Source organism: Shewanella marisflavi (genome assembly GCF_023283925.1).
Classification (GTDB): domain Bacteria; phylum Pseudomonadota; class Gammaproteobacteria; order Enterobacterales; family Shewanellaceae; genus Shewanella; species Shewanella marisflavi.
The window spans coordinates 179,048-197,670 of sequence record NZ_JAKIKX010000006.1; the positions used below are offsets into that span (position 1 = coordinate 179,048).

Annotated in this window: 18 protein-coding genes; 6 read left to right on the top strand and 12 right to left on the bottom strand. The window is 50.1% G+C overall.

Going from position 1 to position 18,623, the window contains the following annotated elements; genetic code table 11:
- Positions 1–189: 189 nt before the first annotated feature.
- From trmH to gmk, 5 genes are all read right to left on the bottom strand, one after another.
- The gene (gene trmH / locus L2712_RS13610; protein ID WP_033539402.1) at positions 190–894 is read right to left on the bottom strand and encodes a tRNA (guanosine(18)-2'-O)-methyltransferase TrmH; all 705 of its coding nucleotides are present in this window, start codon (positions 892–894) and stop codon (positions 190–192) included.
- A gap of 68 nt (positions 895–962) precedes the next feature.
- The gene (locus tag L2712_RS13615; protein ID WP_033539332.1) at positions 963–1,346 is read right to left on the bottom strand and encodes a RidA family protein; all 384 of its coding nucleotides are present in this window, start codon (positions 1,344–1,346) and stop codon (positions 963–965) included.
- Between the two features lie 34 nt (positions 1,347–1,380).
- Entirely contained in the window at positions 1,381–3,486 is a 2,106-nt protein-coding gene (gene spoT / locus L2712_RS13620) for a bifunctional GTP diphosphokinase/guanosine-3',5'-bis pyrophosphate 3'-pyrophosphohydrolase (protein WP_033539333.1), read from the bottom strand.
- A 13-nt stretch (positions 3,487–3,499) separates the two neighbouring features.
- Positions 3,500–3,781: a DNA-directed RNA polymerase subunit omega gene (rpoZ, locus tag L2712_RS13625; protein WP_012275521.1), complete on the bottom strand. Its 282-nt coding sequence runs from the start codon at positions 3,779–3,781 to the stop codon at positions 3,500–3,502.
- A 59-nt stretch (positions 3,782–3,840) separates the two neighbouring features.
- Complete coding sequence (gene gmk / locus L2712_RS13630) at positions 3,841–4,464, bottom strand: guanylate kinase (RefSeq protein WP_088905591.1); 624 nt, start codon at positions 4,462–4,464, stop codon at positions 3,841–3,843.
- A 239-nt stretch (positions 4,465–4,703) separates the two neighbouring features.
- On the opposite strand from gmk, the gene L2712_RS13635 reads away from it, so the two are divergent.
- The 4 genes from L2712_RS13635 (at position 4,704) to L2712_RS13650 (ending at position 9,266) form a co-directional block, all read left to right on the top strand.
- A complete protein-coding gene (locus tag L2712_RS13635; protein ID WP_248978093.1) occupies positions 4,704–5,774 on the top strand; it encodes a hypothetical protein in 1,071 nt (356 codons plus the stop codon).
- Between the two features lie 79 nt (positions 5,775–5,853).
- A complete protein-coding gene (locus L2712_RS13640) occupies positions 5,854–6,780 on the top strand; it encodes an NTP transferase domain-containing protein (protein ID WP_248978094.1) in 927 nt (308 codons plus the stop codon).
- Entirely contained in the window at positions 6,773–7,837 is a 1,065-nt protein-coding gene (locus L2712_RS13645) for a phosphotransferase enzyme family protein (protein WP_248978095.1), read from the top strand. Before L2712_RS13640 ends, L2712_RS13645 begins: the two co-directional genes overlap by 8 nt.
- A gap of 142 nt (positions 7,838–7,979) precedes the next feature.
- Positions 7,980–9,266 (top strand): acetyl-CoA hydrolase/transferase family protein, encoded by a 1,287-nt coding sequence (locus L2712_RS13650; RefSeq protein ID WP_088905587.1) that lies wholly within the window; start codon positions 7,980–7,982, stop codon positions 9,264–9,266.
- 83 nt (positions 9,267–9,349) lie between these two features.
- Here L2712_RS13650 and L2712_RS13655 read toward each other — a convergent pair whose 3' ends face one another.
- From L2712_RS13655 to L2712_RS13670, 4 genes are all read right to left on the bottom strand, one after another.
- The gene (locus tag L2712_RS13655) at positions 9,350–9,961 is read right to left on the bottom strand and encodes a paraquat-inducible protein A (RefSeq protein WP_248978096.1); all 612 of its coding nucleotides are present in this window, start codon (positions 9,959–9,961) and stop codon (positions 9,350–9,352) included.
- A 145-nt stretch (positions 9,962–10,106) separates the two neighbouring features.
- Entirely contained in the window at positions 10,107–12,062 is a 1,956-nt protein-coding gene (locus L2712_RS13660; protein ID WP_248978097.1) for a DUF2075 domain-containing protein, read from the bottom strand.
- The gene (locus L2712_RS13665; protein WP_011867285.1) at positions 12,055–12,285 is read right to left on the bottom strand and encodes a helix-turn-helix domain-containing protein; all 231 of its coding nucleotides are present in this window, start codon (positions 12,283–12,285) and stop codon (positions 12,055–12,057) included. The genes L2712_RS13660 and L2712_RS13665 overlap by 8 nt, the downstream gene beginning before the upstream one ends.
- A gap of 177 nt (positions 12,286–12,462) precedes the next feature.
- Complete coding sequence (locus L2712_RS13670) at positions 12,463–13,326, bottom strand: YicC/YloC family endoribonuclease (protein ID WP_088905585.1); 864 nt, start codon at positions 13,324–13,326, stop codon at positions 12,463–12,465.
- Between the two features lie 180 nt (positions 13,327–13,506).
- On the opposite strand from L2712_RS13670, the gene rph reads away from it, so the two are divergent.
- Both rph and pyrE read left to right on the top strand, forming a co-directional pair.
- Entirely contained in the window at positions 13,507–14,220 is a 714-nt protein-coding gene (rph, locus tag L2712_RS13675; RefSeq protein ID WP_033539356.1) for a ribonuclease PH, read from the top strand.
- A gap of 84 nt (positions 14,221–14,304) precedes the next feature.
- Complete coding sequence (pyrE, locus tag L2712_RS13680; protein ID WP_033539357.1) at positions 14,305–14,946, top strand: orotate phosphoribosyltransferase; 642 nt, start codon at positions 14,305–14,307, stop codon at positions 14,944–14,946.
- 83 nt (positions 14,947–15,029) lie between these two features.
- Here pyrE and folE read toward each other — a convergent pair whose 3' ends face one another.
- From folE to slmA, 3 genes are all read right to left on the bottom strand, one after another.
- Positions 15,030–15,674, bottom strand: coding sequence for a GTP cyclohydrolase I FolE (gene folE / locus L2712_RS13685; RefSeq protein ID WP_033539358.1), 645 nt, complete (start codon positions 15,672–15,674; stop codon positions 15,030–15,032).
- Between the two features lie 222 nt (positions 15,675–15,896).
- Complete coding sequence (locus L2712_RS13690) at positions 15,897–17,861, bottom strand: alpha/beta hydrolase family protein (protein ID WP_248978098.1); 1,965 nt, start codon at positions 17,859–17,861, stop codon at positions 15,897–15,899.
- 137 nt (positions 17,862–17,998) lie between these two features.
- On the bottom strand, positions 17,999–18,592 hold the full coding sequence (slmA, locus tag L2712_RS13695) for a nucleoid occlusion factor SlmA (RefSeq protein WP_011867279.1): 594 nt from the start codon (positions 18,590–18,592) through the stop codon (positions 17,999–18,001).
- Positions 18,593–18,623: the final 31 nt, after the last annotated feature.

An 18,623-nucleotide genomic window follows, 5' to 3' on the forward strand; every position in this document is an offset into this window, starting at 1 on the left:
TTTTGCCACTGCGATACTCAACAACCCCCATTATTGAGCGGGCACTGATGTCTGCAATGAGAGCGCCTGGCCACTTTTTATGCGCGTCTTTGAGTATGGCGAAGAATGTGATCTATGACAATTGTTTTGCCGGAATAAAAGGCCAATTGTCATAGTCTTAGAGAGTATGGGGTGATAGGCGTGCTGGTGTTAGCCTTCTAGCTCGGCCTCGGGATCCGGTGCGCGCATTCGCTGCCACCAGGTTTCGTCGGCGACGATCTGCCCCTTTTCGTCGATGGCGGGATAGGGGATCTTCTTGCGTCGACAAGCCTTGGCGTAGATGGGATGTCCCTGTTCGAACAGCATGGTCTGGCAGTAGGCGTCGTCTAAGGTGCGCTTGCCATACATGCCTGCCTGGGCGCGCTGGCGCTGGGCTTCATACATGATCAAAGCAGAGGCCACCGACACATTGAGCGATTGCACCATGCCGATCATCGGGATGATGATCTGTTGGTCGGCAATGGCCAAGCCTTCGTCGCTGACGCCGTCACGCTCATTGCCCATGATCACTACAGTCGGCTTGGTATAGTCTATTTCGCGAAAATCCACAGCGGTTTCTGAGAAGTTGGTGGCCAGGATCTGCATGCCTGCCGCCTTGAACTGTGCCGCAGCCTCATCCATATGATAATGCTTGATGGTCTTGACCCACTGCTGGCTGCCCGAGGCGGTGTTGCCTGAAACGCGCATCTCGATATCGGGCCAAACGGCGTGAATTTGATGTATGCCCACGGCGTCGGCGGTGCGGATCACCGCGGCGATATTGTTAGTCTTGTGTACCTTGTCCAAACACAGGGTGAGGTCGGTCTGGCGGTTGTCTAGCATCTGGTTGATGCGGGCGAAGCGTTCTGGACTCATGATGTTTCGTTTGTAATGTTTATCAAGAACAAAGGGCGCCGCAGCGCCCTCTGGTGTCAACTTAGAGCTTACAGCTCCATCACGCCATCCATCTCAACCAGCGAGTCTTTTGGCAGCTGCTTGACGCCAATGGCGGCGCGGGCAGGATAAGGCTGCTCGAAGTAGCGACCCATGATCTCGTTCACTGTGGCGAAGTTAGCCAAGTCTGTCATGAAGATGTTCAGCTTAACGATATCTTTCAGGCTACCACCGGCGGCTTCACACACGGCAGTCAGGTTGTCGAATACCTGTACGACCTGGGCTTCAAACTCATCGCTGACCATCTGCATGGTTTCAGGATTTAGCGGGATCTGGCCAGACAGATAGACTGTGTTGCCAACCTTAACAGCTTGAGAATAGGTGCCGATCGCCTGTGGGGCCTTGTCGGTTGCAATGATGATCTTCTCTGCCATAACGCTCTCTCTACTTAGGTTAATAATGGTGGAACTAACGATTACGTGATGTGCGCAGTACTTCCGGTAGTACCCTGATACGGCGCATCACGTTGGCTAAGTGGACCCGGTCGGTGACCGAGATCCGTAAGTTAATCAAGAATACCCGGCCGTCGCGCTCTTCGGTGCTCAGGTTGTGGATATTTGAACCTTCGGCGGCCACGATAGAGGTGATCTTCGCCAGTGCGCCCTGGTGGTTGACGATCTCGATCCGCAGGTTGGCCTGGAACTCAACGCCCTCGGCGTTATCCCAGTGTACCGGAATATACTTGTCCGGCTCGCCCTGATAACCGCGGATGTTGGCGCAGCTCTCCATATGCACTACCAGCCCTTTACCTGGGCTTACGTGGGCAATTACCGCATCGCCGGGAATAGGACGACAACAGTTGGCGAAGGAGACTAGCATGCCTTCGGCGCCACGGATCGGCATCATGTTGGATTCTTTATGCTCGTGTTGCTCAACGCGATCGCCTTTAAGACGTTGGGCTATCACTATGCTCATGGCGTTACCCAGACCGATATCGGCCAGCAGGGCATCGAGGGTGGCGTGCTTGGTTTCGCTGACCACCTTATCGATCTGCTCCTGGGGAATATCCTTGAGCTTGATGTCGCCTAGGGCATGGTTGAGTAGACGCTTGCCGAGCAGTACGGCATCATCTTCTTTGAGGCTCTTAAGCAGCTGTCTGATTTTCGAACGTGCCTTACCCGTCACCACAAAGTTAAGCCAGGCGGCATTAGGTCGTGCGCCCTTGGCGGTGATGATCTCTATGGTCTGGCCGGAAATAAGTGGCTGACTTAGAGGGTAGGCCTGGCGGTTAACCCGCGCGCCGACACAGGTGTTACCCACATCGGTATGGACTTCATAGGCAAAATCCACCGCGGTGGCGCCCACAGGTAGCTCTAGAATGCGTCCCTCTGGGGTGAAGACATAGATCTCTTCGGGGAACAGTTCTGTCTTGAAGTTTTCGACAAATTCGAAGGAGGTGCTGGCGCTTTGTTGTAGCTCCAGCAGGCTCTGCATCCATTTACGGGCGCGAACCTGAGTCGTGGTGCCTTGCTGGGCTGAACCGGCGCCCTTGTAGAGCCAGTGCGCCGCCACCCCTTTGTCGGCCATCTGATCCATATCCTCGGTACGTATCTGAATCTCTACGGGCACGCCGTGGGGACCAAACAGTGAGGTATGCAATGACTGATAGCCGTTGGCTTTAGGGATGGCGATATAATCTTTAAAGCGGCCTGGTCGTGGTTTATAGAGCCCATGCATGGCGCCCATGACGCGATAGCAGGTGTCGATAGAGTCGACGATCACCCTAAACGCATAGATATCCATCACCTCTTGGAACTGCAGTTCCTTATTACGCATCTTGTTGTAGATGGAATAGAGGTTCTTCTCGCGGCCCTTGACTGTGCCCTGAAGGCCGGTGTCGTCAAGACGTGTCTTGATGGCGCCTTCGATATTCTGGATTAGCTCTTTACGGTTGCCCCGGGCTGATTTGACCACCTCTTTAAGTACGCGATAGCGCATGGGGTAGTACGCCTGGAAGCCTAAGTCTTCCAGCTCTGTCTTGATATTATGAATACCCAGACGATTGGCGATAGGGGCGTAAATTTCCAGGGTTTCCCGGGCGATGCGGCGACGTTTGTCGGGGCGCAGGGCGCCAAGGGTGCGCATGTTATGGGTGCGGTCGGCCAGTTTGATGAGAATAACCCGAATATCTTGGGTCATGGCCATCATCATCTTGCGGAAGTTTTCCGCCTGGGCTTCTTTCTTGTCTCTGAACTTCAGCTTGTCCAGTTTAGAAACGCCTTCGACCAGCTCGCCCACTGACTCACCAAACAGCTCGGAAAGCTCTTCTTTGGTGACTGGGGTATCTTCTATGGTGTCATGCAGCAGGGCAGCCATCAGCGTCTCATGGTCGAGACGCATATCGGCCAGGATGCGGGCAACCGCAACCGGATGGGTAATGTAAGGTTCGCCACTCGTGCGCATCTGCCCTTCATGAGCATCTCGCGCTACCTGATAGGCCTGCTTGAGTAATTCAACCTGCGTCGCTTCTAAGTAGCTGGACGCAGACTCCCTGAGACCTTCAAACAGATACAAGTGGCATCACTCCTTAGATAGCGTTGCGGCCTTCAGCGATGGCAGCAACGGCAGCAATTTCGGCTGCTTCACGTTCGCGGACAGTTTGGCGCTCATCGGCATCCAATGTGTCGGCGGTGACCAGGCCAAGTTCGATTTCGCGCAGAGCGATAACCGTTGGCTTGTCGTTCTCTTCTTCAACCATAGGGTCTTTGCCCTGCACAGCGATTTGGCGAGCACGACGCGCTGCAACCAGGATCATATCAAAACGGTTGCCGATTTGGTTTACGGCGTCTTCTACAGTTACGCGAGCCATGTATTGAAACTCCAGTGTTTATGGGTGAAAAAATGACGCAAAATTGTACACTATGGCAGCTAGTCTGCCAACAGATCATTAAGCATATCATTTAGAGCATGAATTTGACTAGCACGAGTGAGGCGTTGGCTGCGAATAATTGCCTTTAAGTCCACTTGTGCCTGCTCGAAATCATCGTTGACTATGATGAAGTCGTATTCGTTGTAGTGAGAGATCTCCGACGTCGCCTGGGCCATACGTCCGGCGATCACCTCTGCGCTGTCCTGACCGCGACCGGTAAGGCGACGCTCAAGCTCCGCCTTTGATGGCGGCAGGATAAATACGCCGACAGCTTCTGGCATCATCTGTTTGACCTGCTGCGCGCCCTGCCAGTCGATATCGAGAAACACGTCTATGCCTTTATCCAGCATGACTTCGATTGCCTCTTTCGAGGTGCCATAATAGTTACCAAATACCTCGGCCCATTCAAAGAAGGCCTGTTTATCGATAAGCGCCTTGAACTCGTCGACTGTGACAAAATGGTAATGCTCGCCGTCGACTTCGCCCACTCTGGGTTGGCGTGTCGTGTGTGACACAGAGACCTTCATATCGGCTGGGTTATCGCGCAAAATGGCGCTAAGAAGTGAAGATTTGCCGGCGCCACTGGGCGCTGAAATGATAAAGAGGTTTCCGCGAGCGGTCATGTATTTGCTATCCAAAGGCTGTATCGTTTTAGGTAGCCGGATATTATACAGCCTAGAGGTAAATTTAGGCTAGGGTCTGTTGACCTTTCTTATTTTTTTCTGCCTTGATGGGGATCCGTTTGAACGGGGATTCCTTTGACAGACATTAGGCTGGCGGGGAAAATTAACCAAAATTAAGCGTCATCCAAGGCAAGATCCTTTAGACTCTCTGCTGAGATAGCCGTGAAGTGGAATTTTTTATGTTGTTAAACACCTTTTTTTGTCGTCAGGGCGTAGATACCAGCTTACGTTTTCTTGTCATCACCTGTGGCTCGCTCTGTCTTATTTATCTTTTCTCACTGCTGTTTGCCGGCCATGGCATTTTGGTGTTGTTTGCGCTCCCTTTGGTGGCCTTGAATATCCTTAGTGCCGCCCGTCGCCTGCCTAAGGCGCTGAGTTTGCAGGCATTGATTATGCTCCCTGGGCCACTGCTGTTTAGCGTGAGTCTAGTATTGGCTGAGCAGACTTGGCTAACTTGGGTGGCGCTCATTTTGAGTTTGTTGGCGGCCGGCTATATCGTTTCTCGGCCTCAACCTAAGGCACTATCTGCTTTTGATAGCCTAGGTTACAGCGGTCCTAAGCAGCATAGTCAGACGCGTCGACCCCGGGTCGAGCCCACGCTGGCGGGCTCGGCGCCACTTGAGAGTATTGCGTTTGATGCGGTGGACGAGATATCCCCCAGCGATGACCATTATCAGAGTGACGATAAGCTGTCACGTGGTCTCGATAGCGTTAGGCCAATCTTGAATGATCTGCTTGCCAAATTAAAACGTCACCCGCGAGCAGCCTTGTTGGGGTTTGGCTGCCTGTCACTGCTGCTCGGCAGTCTTTTCTGGTTGAGCGGTGATAACACCACTGAGCAAGTCATCAGCGAGGCTGAACCTGAGGCCACAGTTGACCAGACACCAAGGACGGCCATTAAGCAGGTTTCGATGCCAGACGGCTTTAAGGTGCAGCTCGAAGGCAAGGTGCTGATGCTCAGCTGGTTGGGTGAGCGAGGTGAGCCGGGTATTATTTGGTCGCTCGCCAGCGCCGAGGGCGATAGTAGTTGCCAAAATTTGACCTTCAACAATGGCGCGAGTTATCGGCCGATGGAGGTTCATTTGCTAGCTGACTCCTCGACCCAGGCCCGTTTTTCACCTTTAGATGTTCCCGCCATCATTAACGATATTGCCATGCGCGGTAGTCTGACCCTATGTGGTTACGAGTTTAGCCTCAAGGGCAGTCAGGCGGCGCTGGCTAAAGAGGCGGCATTTAGGCCTTACCTGTGATCTAATACCATGACATGGGCGGTATAGCGCCGCCTGTGTTATCTCTTCTTAAGGCGAGCTATTCGTCTGGTGTGGTTTGATGTCGATGAAGTTAACAGATGTTGCGTCCAGCGGGGATGATAACCATCCATCACTGACCCTAGTGATCATGGCGGCGGGGCTGGGGAGCCGTTTTGGTGGCGATAAGCAGTTGGCGGCGCTTGGTCCCAAAGGTGAAACCATGTTGCAGCTGTCGATAGCCAGTGCTATCAAGGCGGGGTTTTCGTCTGCGGTGATCGTTACCAGAGCATCACTGATTGCTCCCTTGCAGGCGCTGCTGGCGGATCTGCCCAGTTATTTTACGGTGCAGTATTGTGTGCAGCAGCTCACCGACCTGCCTTCGGTTTGTCGCGAGATAGTGGGAGAGTGCAAGCATCGCACTAAGCCTTGGGGCACTGCCCATGCGCTCTGGAGCGCTCGCAAGCTTGTCTCAGGTCCCATGGCGGTGATTAATGCTGACGATTACTATGGCGACCGAGCCTTTAGCCTGTTGGCGCAAGGATTTAAGCAAAGACCAAGTCAGTGGCAGATGGTGGCCTATCCCCTTAAAGAGACATTATCTGACCATGGCGGCGTGAATCGCGGCATCTGCGTTACCCGGGATAATCTGCTGATTTCTGTCGAAGAGTGGCTGAATATTGCCTGGCAAGGTGATAATCTGGTGGGCTCGCATCAGGGACAGCAAGCCAATTTGGCTCCCGATGCCTTGGCCTCTATGACCTGTTGGGGTTTTACCTCTGAGATCTTTGAGATCCTAGCCCAGGCCTTGAGTGCCTTTATAGTGCAACAGGGGCAGAGGCCAGATAGCGAGTGCTATCTCCCAGCTGTGGTGCAAGCAGCCTTGAGTGCTAAGACGAATGCTAAACAGGTATTCGTGAGCCAAACCTCGGATACCTGGTTAGGGGTGACCTATCCGCAAGATATTGATTGGGTAAAACAAAAATTAATGGAGTTACTGGGTGATTGATTTTATTAGGCAGCAGGTGCTGCCGCACTTTGGCGTAACCGATTCGGCTAAAGTGAGCCCGCTTGGCAATGGTCATATCAATGATACTTTTTTAGTGCGCTGGCCCGAGGGGGAGTTTGTGCTGCAGCGCATCAATACGGACGTTTTTACTCAACCCTTAGCGCTTGTGCGTAATGCACAAAGAGTCGCGCAGCATCTGCAATCGAAACATGACAATGGCGAGTATCGCCTCAATGTGGTGACTCCAGTGGGTAACTTACAAGATGAGTTGGCGCTGGATTTAGGTGAGCAGGGCTTTTGGCGTGCCATCTCATATCTACCTTATAGTCATAGTCTTGAGGTGGTCGAAGATGCCTCGCAGGCAGAATCTGCCGCCAAGGCATTTGGTCACTTCTCTCGTGCCTTAAGCGATCTCGATGCCAGCCAGCTTGAGGATGTTATCCCTCAATTTCATCATCTGCCGGGGCGTATCGCCCAGCTGCAACAGGCGGTGGCTAAAGACAGCCTAGGGCGTCTGGGTGAGTGTCAGGCGTGGGTCGACTTTGCTCTGTCACAGGATGAGCTGCTGAGTGAGCTTAGTGAACTCGAGGCGCAGCTGCCGCCGCGAGTCTGCCATAACGACACTAAGATCAATAACATGCTGTTTGATAAGCGCGACATGAGCAGTATGGCAATTATCGATCTCGACACCTGTATGCAGGGTCATCTGATGTACGACTTTGGCGACATGGTACGTACCTTTACGTCGCCAGAGGCAGAAGATTCCACCAACTTGCCCAAGGTCGAAGTGCGCGAGCCTATCTTTGCCGCCATCTGCCGGGGCTATTTAAGTGAGCTGGGTGAGGTGTTGAGTGACAAGGAGCGCCAAAGCCTGTGGTTGGGTGCCAGAGTGATCTGTCTGATGATTGGCGTGCGCTTCTTAACCGATCACCTCAATGGCGATGTTTATTTTCATATTCATCATGATAATCATAATCTTGAGCGGGCAGCTAATCAGTTTACCTTGTATCAAAGCTTATTGGCGCAACAAGCGACGCTCAGGGCTTATCTAGCCTAGGGTCGATAAAAAGGGGCTTTTGGCCGCTTGTTGGTAACTTTTGCTTAAGATCAACTTAAGGTGATCTCATTGATAACTTTGCTATCAAAGCGTTAAGTTAGCTCGTACACTGCACACAGTTTTCCGACTATAGGTGAGATAGATGCCACCCATTATCTGTAATACTGCATTAGAAGCCGTCGCCCTGATCCAGAGCGGCGAGACCCTCTGGACTCACTCCATGGGCGCCACCCCCAAGTTGTTACTCGATGCTTTGGCCGAGCACGCCCTCACTAGGCAAGACCTTACCTTGTTGCAGCTGCATACCGAGTGCGCCGAATCTCTTAGTGACCCGCGCTTAAAAGGCCACCTGCGTCATCGCTGTTTCTTTGGCGGCTTGCCGACCCGTTTGTTGTTGCAGCAGGGCGATGCCGATTATGTGCCCATCTTTCTCTCCGAGGTGCCAAAACTCTTTCGTTCGGGTGAGCAGCCCATAGATACGGCGATCGTTCAGGTATCGCCGCCCGATAAGCATGGTATCTGTTCCTTAGGGATCTCGGTGGAGGCCACGCTCGCCGCCTGTCAGGTGGCGGGTAAGATCATCGCCCATATTAACCCCTGTATGCCCCGCACTCATGGGGATGGTTTCATTCATTACGATAAATTTGCCGCCGTATTTGAGCAGAGCATGCCGCTACCACAACATCCGCTTGCCGCCAGCGATGAGACCAGCCTCGCCATTGGCATGCATGTCGCCAGTTTAGTGCGTGACGGTGACTGTCTGCAGATGGGAATAGGGGCGATTCCCGATGCCGTATTGTCTTGTTTAACGGATCATAAAGATCTTGGGGTGCATACCGAGCTGTTTTCCGATGGCGTATTGAATCTGGTTGAGCTGGGCGTGATTAATAACAGCCGCAAGAAGGTGCATCCGGGTAAGCTGGTCACTGGCTTTGCCCTGGGTAGTCAGCGGTTGTATGACTATGTGGACGATAATCCCTCGGTGATCTTCATGGATATCGAGCAGGTCAACGATACCTCGATCATTCGTAAGAACCCTAATGTGATGGCTATTAACTCGGCGCTACAGGTGGATATCTCGGGGCAGATCTGCGCCGACTCCCTCGGTACTCGTATCTATTCCGGGGTTGGTGGTCAGATGGACTTTATTCGCGGCGCAGGCCTTTCCGAAGGTGGCCGCTCGGTGATCGCCCTGCCCAGCACGGCGGCGGGGGGCAAGGTGTCGCGGATCACCACTGTACTTTCTCCTGGGGCCGGCGTGGTCACCACTCGCGCCCATGTGCATTACATAGTCACCGAATATGGCGCGGCTAATTTGCGGGGCAAGTCGCTGCGTGAACGAGCCAGAGCGCTGATCGACATTGCCCATCCCGATTTCAGGGAGCAGCTTTGTCAGGAGACCTTCGATATGTGGGGATTAAGCGTTTAGCCTGGTTTCCGAGAACGAAAAAAGCCCCAAGTCGATACACTAACTCGGGGCTTTTACTTTGCTTATATTGTGCACGCTAAGCCTCAGGTCGACGGCTGTTTTGGTTTACTCATCATCATGTTGGACGCGATGGCAAACAGGCAATAGCCGGTGAAGAACCAGAAGCCGATCTCTAATTGGGCATGCATAATGAACAATTCGCCCATCTGATCCTTGGCGTTGCCGGCAAGGTAGCTGACAATGATGGCGACCACAAATACATCGGCCATGCTCCATTTACCTATGGCATCGATAAGGCGTGTGAGCCTTGCGGCAGCGTTACCCTCAGCAAAAACCAGAATGGCCTGCGCCAGCAGTTTCAGGGTAGGAATGATCACCGAAAAGGTGGCTATCAAGATGCCGACCAGCAGGTTACCGCTCTGCATCAGATCTTCTACCGTTCCCAAAATACTGCGCTGCTTGCGATAAATTTCCACCTGACCCTCAAGCTCATTAAAACCGAGGAAGGCTGATACCGAGCCAAGTAGGCCACGCACTTCGCTGTCTTCTGTCATCAGCTCTATGCTGGTCTTGGCAAACTTGGATTTGTCGGCCTGGCCATCAAGGCTAAGCATCGGCAGGCTGAGCCCGGGGATAAGTAGGGCCAGCGCGATAACAATCACTAGTAGTTGTGGCCATTTACTCCGTTGTGGCATGAGTTCTCCATTTTCGCTGAAGTTAATTTTGCCCTACTGGGATTAAGTTTAAATAATTCTTCAATCGATGACTTTTTGAGCCTTTAACTTAGCAAAGCTAAAGGCTCAACGATATCCGGTAATTTGTGGAATGGTGAGGTTCTGGTTAAATCGTTCTAAAGCCACAATCCAGAAGATACTGATATGTGTGTAAATAGAATGATTTTTTTCTTGTTGAATCTATATCGCTTCCTTCTGGAATAAATACTACCATTCCTTGCCTTGCTCTAGTTAATAGAACTCGATAAGCATTTTCAAGGTAGCGTTTATCCTCATCCTTGTTGCGATGTTGCCATTTTGTTCCTTTAAATTTCCAATGTTCAAACTTACTACCGTTATGACGGTAATCGGCATCCCAACCTACTAAGCACCAATCCAGTTCTAGGCCTTGGATATCAAACTCAGTCGCGCACTCCTCGAGAAAATGGCATGAGCGGATATCCTCTTGAGGGTTTAAATACCATGCAGCTGGATCAAAGCGATTTTTAACATGTATTCCTTCGGCTTTTAGACGAATAGCATTGGAGGACGCGAGAAGCCCTTTGCTTTCATTGGCTCGTGTTTGAGCTCGTAGCCATTTTTTGGCTTCATTTAAGTCTCGGGTGATTTTTAGTGGGTATACCTGCTGCAATTGGTCGCTTAATTCCTTAGCTTTCTTTCCATCACCAGCGATAACATAATGTACGAAGTCAGATAGTTTCTCAGCTCTGAAAGATCGCATTGAAGTTGCTAAATGTAGGTTTTGTCTTTTGTTCACGTTTTTTAAATGATCAGACGCAACACCTGTAGATACATAATTACCCGTAAGAATGTTCGGTGAGCAGTATACATCCCAGCTAGTGAAGCGGTTTTCAAGAGCGTCTAGCCAGCCTCTCAACCCTGCTTCACCAGTGTTTATCTCTTGTCCACCTCCAATAAGCGCAATAATCACAGCCCAGTCTTGATGTCTATCCATGACTGATATGAGAAATTCAGGTTCTGACTGATTGAAGTTGAGATGACCGCGTTTAGTTTGCATAAATTTGGAGGTTTGCTCTAGATTCCATGCTCGTTGTGCTTCATCAAAGATAACTACTTTTTCTGGGGGTATTGAGCCATCGAGAGCCTCATCTCTAAAACGATGAATATTTTGAATAAACTGACTGGTTTTCTGCCGTTCTCGGGCTTTTGTAGAGTTTGTTCTTTTGGATGCATCATTAGCCAATGCTTCTTGTAATACAGTCACTAGAGGGCCATTACCGCTTAAGAAAACCGAATACTCATCTTCTTCAGGAATAGAATGAGTGTTGGCAAGATTAACACCTATCAATGTTTTCCCTGCGCCTGGAACTCCCGTTACAAAGCAGATAATTTTTGATTTTTGTGTTCGTGACTGGTGAATTAGTTGGATTAATTCATTGCAAGTTTTGCCTAAGTTATGATTGTCGGCTTCATTCCGAGCAATATCTTCTACATTGTGAGATGCATATAAAGCTTGAGCTGCTTCGACAATTGTTGGTGTTGGCATATACCCCGTTTTAGCCCATTCATCTCCCCTAAAATCAGGTTGTTTGTACTGAATGGATATTTGGGTAATGGTTGGATGTAGTTGATCAATATTAATGCATATTGGCGAAGCAACATGATCTGCTGCGAAGCAGATATCGCTAAATGAGCTTTCTGTCGCGGTTGCTACCAGAATAGGAATAATACATTTACCATGACTTCCTCTGTGAAAGTTTTTTAGATCTAATGCGTAGCCATGAGTTTGGCGGAGATCTTGGGATAAATAATTAGATGCACCAATTTTAAATTCCAGCACAAATATAATGCCAGAATAAATGAGGACAACATCTGCACGACGACCCATGCGAGGGATAAGAAACTCAAAGAATATCCAGCCTTTATCTGATGGAATATTGATCAGAGCTGTTTGAATTGCAGCAATTTGCACTGTCCATGCGGAGGTTTGTTGATGCTTAATGTCTTGGGTATGGGGTTGAGATATTTTGCCCAAAATGGCTTGGGGATTTTCTAAAAGAAATTCAGCAAGTGGAGCTGAATAAAAAGCACGCCTAGTCATGTTTGGTCTCAACATCAAATTCAAGTAGAGATGAGGCGCTTACCTTTAAACCATTGGCTAATTTTACGATATTGATTAGTGCAACATTACGAACGCCACGTTCTATACCACTGATATATGTTCGATCTAGTTCGCAGATTTCAGCCAGCTGTTCTTGGCTTAATCTTTGTTGAGTTCGTATTTGTTTTAGTCTTTGTCCGAAACGGCTCAAAATCACATTCATGATTATGTCTAAATATCAGTGGGATATGATTTGTATCTTGAATCTGTGTGACTTATCAGTCTACGGACTATAAGTCACAACCTGAGGCGTTCGTATCGAGGAAGTGACACTATTTATTTCGGGGGAAGGAGAAGAGCTCTAGCCGGAAATAAAGCTAGAGCTTGCATTTTATTGAGTTTATTCCACGTTCTGGATCTGTTCGCGCATCTGCTCGATAAGTACTTTTAGTTCTACCGCTGCGGCGGTGACTTCCGCACTGATAGACTTAGAAGCCAGAGTGTTAGATTCGCGGTTGAATTCCTGCATCATGAAGTCGAGGCGTCGGCCTTGGGCGCCGCCTTTCTTGAGGATGCGGCGGGTCTCGGCAACGTGGGCGTCGAGTCTGTCCATCTCTTCGGCGACATCCATCTTCTGGGCAAGCAGCACCATCTCTTGTTCCATACGGGCGGGATCGAGTTCGCCTTGAATTTCGCTTAAGCGGTTGCTGATCTTATCACGCTGCCATTGCATGACCATTGGCATGTGCTCACGGACGATGGCGACTTGCTCTATGATGGCATCTAAGCGTGTTTCTAACATGGTCTTAATGGCATCGCCTTCGCGGCCGCGGGCTTCGATAAACTGATCGATGGCGCTGTCGAATGCGCTTAACAGTTCCTTGCCAATGGCATCCATATCCTGTTCGCTGCCAGACATCACGCCCGGCCAGCGTAGTACGTCAACCAGGTTGATCTCACCCTGACCGGCTTCTTGTTTGACCCAGTTGGCCGCCTGAATGATCTGACTGGCCAAGGCTTGGTTAAGCTGTAGGTCGCTATTTTTGTCTTCACCGAGATCGTAGCGCAGATTGACCTCAATCTTGCCGCGATTTAAACGTTTGCGTAGACGGTCTCTGAGCACGGGTTCTAGGCTACGAAGCTGTTCAGGCAGGCGCAGGTAGGTTTCGAGATAACGCTGATTGACTGAGCGGATCTCCCAAGAGGCGGTGCCCCATTGTGCTTTGTGCTCGATACGAGCATAGGCTGTCATGCTTTGGATCATGGGTAATTCCAATAGGTTAAATCGATTGAGTGACCTTGGATTATAGTCCGATGAGGTGCAGGGTTAAAGCAAACTCTCCTCGCTTTACGCTTTCGGTCATGATTAACATGGCATCCGTCGGCGCAAGCCCCTATAATATGCAGCCAAATCTGCTTATCTAATTTCAAACAGGAAATGCCAATGCGCCCAAGTGACAGAACCCCAGCTCAATCTCGTCCGGTAACCATTACGCGACAGTTCACAGCCCATGCAGAAGGTTCTGTATTAATTGAATTTGGTGAAACTAAGGTACTGTGTACCGCTAGTTTTACCGAAGGGGTACCACGTTTTCTGAAAGGCCAGGGTCAAGGTTGGGTAACCGCTGAGTATGGCATGTTGCCGCGTTCGACCCACAGCCGTATGGATCGTGAGGCTGCCCGTGGTAAGCAGTCTGGTCGTACTCAAGAAATCCAACGTCTTATCGGCCGAGCCCTGCGTGCTGCCGTAGATATGAAGGCGCTCGGTGAAAACACTATCGTCATCGACTGTGACGTGATTCAGGCCGATGGTGGCACGCGTACCGCGGCGATTACCGGTGCCTGTGTGGCCTTGGTTGATGCGTTAAACTGGGCGCGTGGTAAGGGATTAATCAAGACCAACCCACTTAAGTTCCTGATCGCTGCCGTGAGCGTAGGCATCTACAAGGGTGAGCCTATCTGTGATTTGGAATATATCGAAGACAGCGCCGCCGAGACCGATATGAACGTGGTGATGACAGAAACCGGTAAGATCATTGAGATCCAGGGCACCGCAGAAGGCGAACCATTTAGCCATGAAGAGTTACTGAGCCTGCTGGATCTGGCCAAGCACGGTATTCGTGAGATCGTCGATGTGCAGAAGGCGGCATTAAGTTGATCATTATTTTGTTGAACAGGACCCTACGGGGTCCTTTTTTTAAATCGAATTGAGCGTACCCCTACATTTTAAAAAGGAGAGATTGTGAAAGCCTATCAACGTGAGTTTATTGAGTTTGCCCTAGAGCGTCAGGTATTACGTTTTGGCGAATTTACGTTAAAGTCAGGCCGCACTAGCCCTTACTTCTTTAATGCCGGTCTGTTTAATACCGGGCGTGATTTGGCGCGTTTGGGACGCTTTTATGCGGCGGCGCTGGTAGATTCGGGCATCGAGTATGACCTGCTGTTTGGTCCAGCCTACAAGGGAATCCCGATCGCGACAACCACAGCCGTGGCCCTGTGCGATCACCATGATATCGATATGCCTTACTGTTTTAACCGTAAGGAAAAGAAGGACCACGGTGAAGGTGGCAGTCTTGTTGGCAGCGAGCTTAAGGGTCGTGTGATGTTGGTGGATGATGTGATCACCGCTGGTACCGCGATTCGTGAATCGATGGAGATCATCGAAGCCCATAATGCTGAGCTAGCGGGCGTGTTGATTGCGCTGGATCGTCAGGAGAAAGGCAAGGGCGAGCTGTCGGCGATTCAAGAGGTCGAGCGTGACTTTGGTTGCAGTATCGTTTCTATCATCAAGCTGGAAGACCTGATCAACTATCTGTCGGAAAAACCTGGCATGGAAGCACAGTTAGCATCGGTTAGTGCTTATCGTGACCAATACGGTATTTAATCGGTATCAAATGTTGTGATACAAAAAAACGCTGCCCAGGCAGCGTTTTTTATTGGGAGAAGTTAGGTTACAAGCAATAGGAGTTAATTGCTTAGAAACTCGGCGCGGGTGGCCGGGTTCGATTTGAAGATGCCGCCCAGTGCCGTGGTGGTTGTGGTACTGGTTGAGTCCATCACACCGCGGGATTTAACGCAGTAGTGCACCGCATCCATCTTTACCGCCACATCTTTGGTCTCAAGTAGCGTCTGTAGTGCCACCAGAACCTGTTGAGTCAGGCGTTCTTGCACCTGAGGGCGCTGAGCAAAGAAACGCACGATACGATTGATTTTAGACAGGCCTATGATGTTTTTACGTGGTAGGTAGGCCACGGTAGCAACGCCATCTATGGTCACCAAGTGATGCTCACAGGTGCTGGTGAGGCTGATGTCGTTGACCTTAACCATCTCATCGAAGCCCATCTTGTTCTCGATAACGGTGATCTTGGGAAAGTTAGCGTAATCCAGGCCAGAGAAGATCTCGTCGACATACATCTTGGCGATACGCTTAGGAGTTTCGATCAGGCTGTCATCACGAAGATCCAGTGACATTAAGGTCAAGATCTCGCGCATATGGTGCTCAATCTTTTCCTTGCGCGCTTCGCTGCTTAGTCCGCACGGGACCATAGGCGTCTCAAGACCACGCTCTAATAATGCGGTTTGCACCTGCTGTGCTGCTTCACTTAATGCCATTGTATCCTCCACCATAAATAGTGGTCTGTTCAGTAAGATTAATTTGCTAATAATGTTAAGAAATTAACCCATAAGGTATTCATTATAGCCCGCCCTGTGACAGTTAACCTCGGGGAGCGGGTCAGGGAGGATACCCTGAATTGCGGGTAATTTATACCCAGAATTAATAAGGGAATAACAAAAAAGCCGATTGCGGTAATCGGCTTTTGAGGTTTCAAGGGATTAAAGCTTCAGGTTCTCTTTGAGGAAGCTCATCATCTGACGGTAATATTTGGCCCTATGCTCGTCGTTATAGAAGCCGTGGCCTTCATCGTCCATTACCAGCTTCTCATAAGGGTAGTTATGCTTCTTGAGCCCCTCTTCCAGCGCTTCTAGCTGTTCGATTGGCGCTCTATCATCTTCACCGCCATGCACCAAAAGCAAGTTGACCTTAAGCTTATCGACGTTTTTGCTAGGAGACATCTGGGTCAGCATGGCTTGGCTTTCACCCAGTACCTGCTTGAGATAACGCTCACCCGCGCGGCGACCTTGTACGTCCCCTTCGCTGAACATCAAATCAAGATCATAGACACCGGCGAAACCTATGGCGCATTTAAACAGATCGGGCGCCAGGATAGGGCTCTGCAGTGCTGAATAGCCACCGAAGCTGCCACCTACGATGCAGATCCTCTCTTTGTCGACTATGCCTTGTTCGATGACATACTTAGTGGCATCGATAATGTCGTACTGGATCTCTGTGCCCCATTTCTGATGACCGGCATGTTCAAACGCCTTGCCGTAACCGCCCGAACCGCGAAAGTTCACTTGCAACACGGCAGCGCCTTGACTGGCGATCAATTGGTTTTGGTCGTCAAAGCCCCACCAGTCCCTTGGGCCGTGCGGACCGCCGTGAGGATTGACCACAAGCGGAAGGTTCTTGGCTTCTTTGCCATAAGGTAATGTGAGATAACCGTTGATCACTAAGCCGTCTCTTGCGGTAAAGCTGATTGGCTTCATTTCGGCCATCTTATCGGGGTCTAACCATTTCTTTTGTGACACTAAGTATTCGAGCTTTTTGTTGTCGGCATCGAAGATGTAGTAATCACCAGGATTTCTATCGTTGAAGGCCTTGATAATCAGCTTACTCATGTCATTGGTTTGGCTGACGAGATGAACTTGATGGCCAGGTAATGCTCCCAATAATTGTTTCAGCGTCTTGGAAAGCGCTTCTTCTTTGTCGACAAATTCATAAGTGGGGTAGCCATTTTCATACTCTACCGCATAAAGTTTTTTGTTGACGCGGTTTATCCATACGTTACTTGGGTCAACAGCTTTGTCTTGGCTAATGAGGCGCTTAGTGCCACTCTTGATGTCCACTAAATAAACACCTTTTGGCTGACCATTTTCGCTGCCTAGCACATAGACGCTGTTCTCATCATCGCCAAAGGCGATAGGGCTCATATCGTCGAGGTTTAGGTTAAGTTTGTCTGTGTCTACCCACTCGTTGTCTTTACGGTAGTAGAGGCTCGATGAAATATAGTCGCGAGTGCCACTAACGAAGCGAATTTCACCATCGTGATCGGGGAGGAAGCGGGCGTAAGATATAGGAGCAGTAGCAATTTTCTTACGGGTTCCCTTATAGACATCGACTCGATAAACCTGTTGGAGGTTTTCTGCAGTGTTGCTTCCGCCAGAGCCCCAAGGAAGCGCCTTGATCAGCATATAACGATCGTCTTCAGGCATAGGATCGAGGATATAGGCGGTTGCCTGTATTGGTGTGTTTTTCTTAATGCGAGAACCTGTTTGCTGTTCTCCGCTGTTATAGCCAAATAGATATGTTGGTCTAGAGCCGTCGGCATTGACCGCCATGAGCTCACCGTAATAGAGAGGGTGATCGCTCCAGCCTTTTAGATATTCCTTGCTCATTACTACGCGTTCATTGTTCACCCAAACATAGTGACCCACCTGAGCATTGTCTGGAAAGCGAACCACATTGGTCGGCTTCTTGGTTTTTGCATCAAGGATCATCAGCATATGTTTACCATCATGTGAAGTGATGGCGCTGAGGTAGTCTCCGTCGGGTGAGATCTGCACATTAGAGAATTCGGCGGAGCGACTAAAAAGCTCGGTAATATCTTTCTCTGTGGCAGAGGCCTGGTAACTGAAAAGGGTGAGGCAGGCTAAACTAAATGACTTAATTAATCTCATATAACATCCTTGTACGTACTCTTGTTATAGATTTGTTGCGGGTGAGGGTAAAGCAAAGGGCTGGATAGTGCAATATATCTTGTTAATATTTTTTCGGCGGCCAGCTAGTTGCAGGCCGCTGTTTTTATTAGGTTTAGTTAACTCTGAAGTAGCTGTTGCTGAATGAATTGCCACTGCTCGGCGAAGTGTTCTGTAGGCTTGTTTTTAAAGTCGCTGCGAACGAATTGGGCGATGCGGCCTTCGGCCACCGCCAGTAACAAGTTAGCCAGAATGGCTTCGTCCAGGTTAAAGCCTTTGCCTTCCCTTAGGGTCTTCTCTCTCAATATCTGCTTTAGATGGGTCTCCACCTTGGAAAAGATCTGTCCGGTACGATTACGTAAGCGCTCATTTTCTCCCAGTAGGGCATCGCCATTGAGTACACGGGAGATCCCAGGGTTGCGCTCAGCAAACACCAATAGGAGTTGCAGCAGTAACTGGCAGCGTCTCATGGTGTCTTTCTCCTCATCCATGATGAGGTTGATGCGCGACAGCAGTGATTCTTCGATGAAGTCGATCAGCCCTTCAAACATTCTGGCCTTGCTGGGAAAGTGACGGTAAAGCGCCGCCTCAGAGACCCCTACTTCAGCAGCGAGCTTTGCCGTGGTGATCCTTTGTCCTGGGCTGGTCTCTAGCATGGTAGCGAGGCATTGTAGAATGTGTTCACGTCGGTTGATTTTGGGGCTTGCAGCCATCTAAGTATCCTTTACTCAATTACTACAGGAG

What these genes read in the sequence shown, in the direction of transcription:
- L2712_RS13655 (WP_248978096.1), bottom strand. Translation starts at nt 9,961, where the DNA reads ATGCCACAACGGAGTAAATGGCCACAACTACTAGTGATTGTTATCGCG.
- slmA (WP_011867279.1), bottom strand. Translation starts at nt 18,592, where the DNA reads ATGGCTGCAAGCCCCAAAATCAACCGACGTGAACACATTCTACAATGC.
- L2712_RS13665 (WP_011867285.1), bottom strand. Translation starts at nt 12,285, where the DNA reads ATGAATGTGATTTTGAGCCGTTTCGGACAAAGACTAAAACAAATACGA.
- rph (WP_033539356.1), top strand. Translation starts at nt 13,507, where the DNA reads ATGCGCCCAAGTGACAGAACCCCAGCTCAATCTCGTCCGGTAACCATT.
- L2712_RS13650 (WP_088905587.1), top strand. Translation starts at nt 7,980, where the DNA reads ATGCCACCCATTATCTGTAATACTGCATTAGAAGCCGTCGCCCTGATC.
- L2712_RS13640 (WP_248978094.1), top strand. Translation starts at nt 5,854, where the DNA reads ATGTCGATGAAGTTAACAGATGTTGCGTCCAGCGGGGATGATAACCAT.
- rpoZ (WP_012275521.1), bottom strand. Translation starts at nt 3,781, where the DNA reads ATGGCTCGCGTAACTGTAGAAGACGCCGTAAACCAAATCGGCAACCGT.
- L2712_RS13690 (WP_248978098.1), bottom strand. Translation starts at nt 17,861, where the DNA reads ATGAGATTAATTAAGTCATTTAGTTTAGCCTGCCTCACCCTTTTCAGT.
- trmH (WP_033539402.1), bottom strand. Translation starts at nt 894, where the DNA reads ATGAGTCCAGAACGCTTCGCCCGCATCAACCAGATGCTAGACAACCGC.
- folE (WP_033539358.1), bottom strand. Translation starts at nt 15,674, where the DNA reads ATGGCATTAAGTGAAGCAGCACAGCAGGTGCAAACCGCATTATTAGAG.
- gmk (WP_088905591.1), bottom strand. Translation starts at nt 4,464, where the DNA reads ATGACCGCTCGCGGAAACCTCTTTATCATTTCAGCGCCCAGTGGCGCC.
- L2712_RS13660 (WP_248978097.1), bottom strand. Translation starts at nt 12,062, where the DNA reads ATGACTAGGCGTGCTTTTTATTCAGCTCCACTTGCTGAATTTCTTTTA.
- L2712_RS13615 (WP_033539332.1), bottom strand. Translation starts at nt 1,346, where the DNA reads ATGGCAGAGAAGATCATCATTGCAACCGACAAGGCCCCACAGGCGATC.
- L2712_RS13635 (WP_248978093.1), top strand. Translation starts at nt 4,704, where the DNA reads ATGTTGTTAAACACCTTTTTTTGTCGTCAGGGCGTAGATACCAGCTTA.
- L2712_RS13670 (WP_088905585.1), bottom strand. Translation starts at nt 13,326, where the DNA reads ATGATCCAAAGCATGACAGCCTATGCTCGTATCGAGCACAAAGCACAA.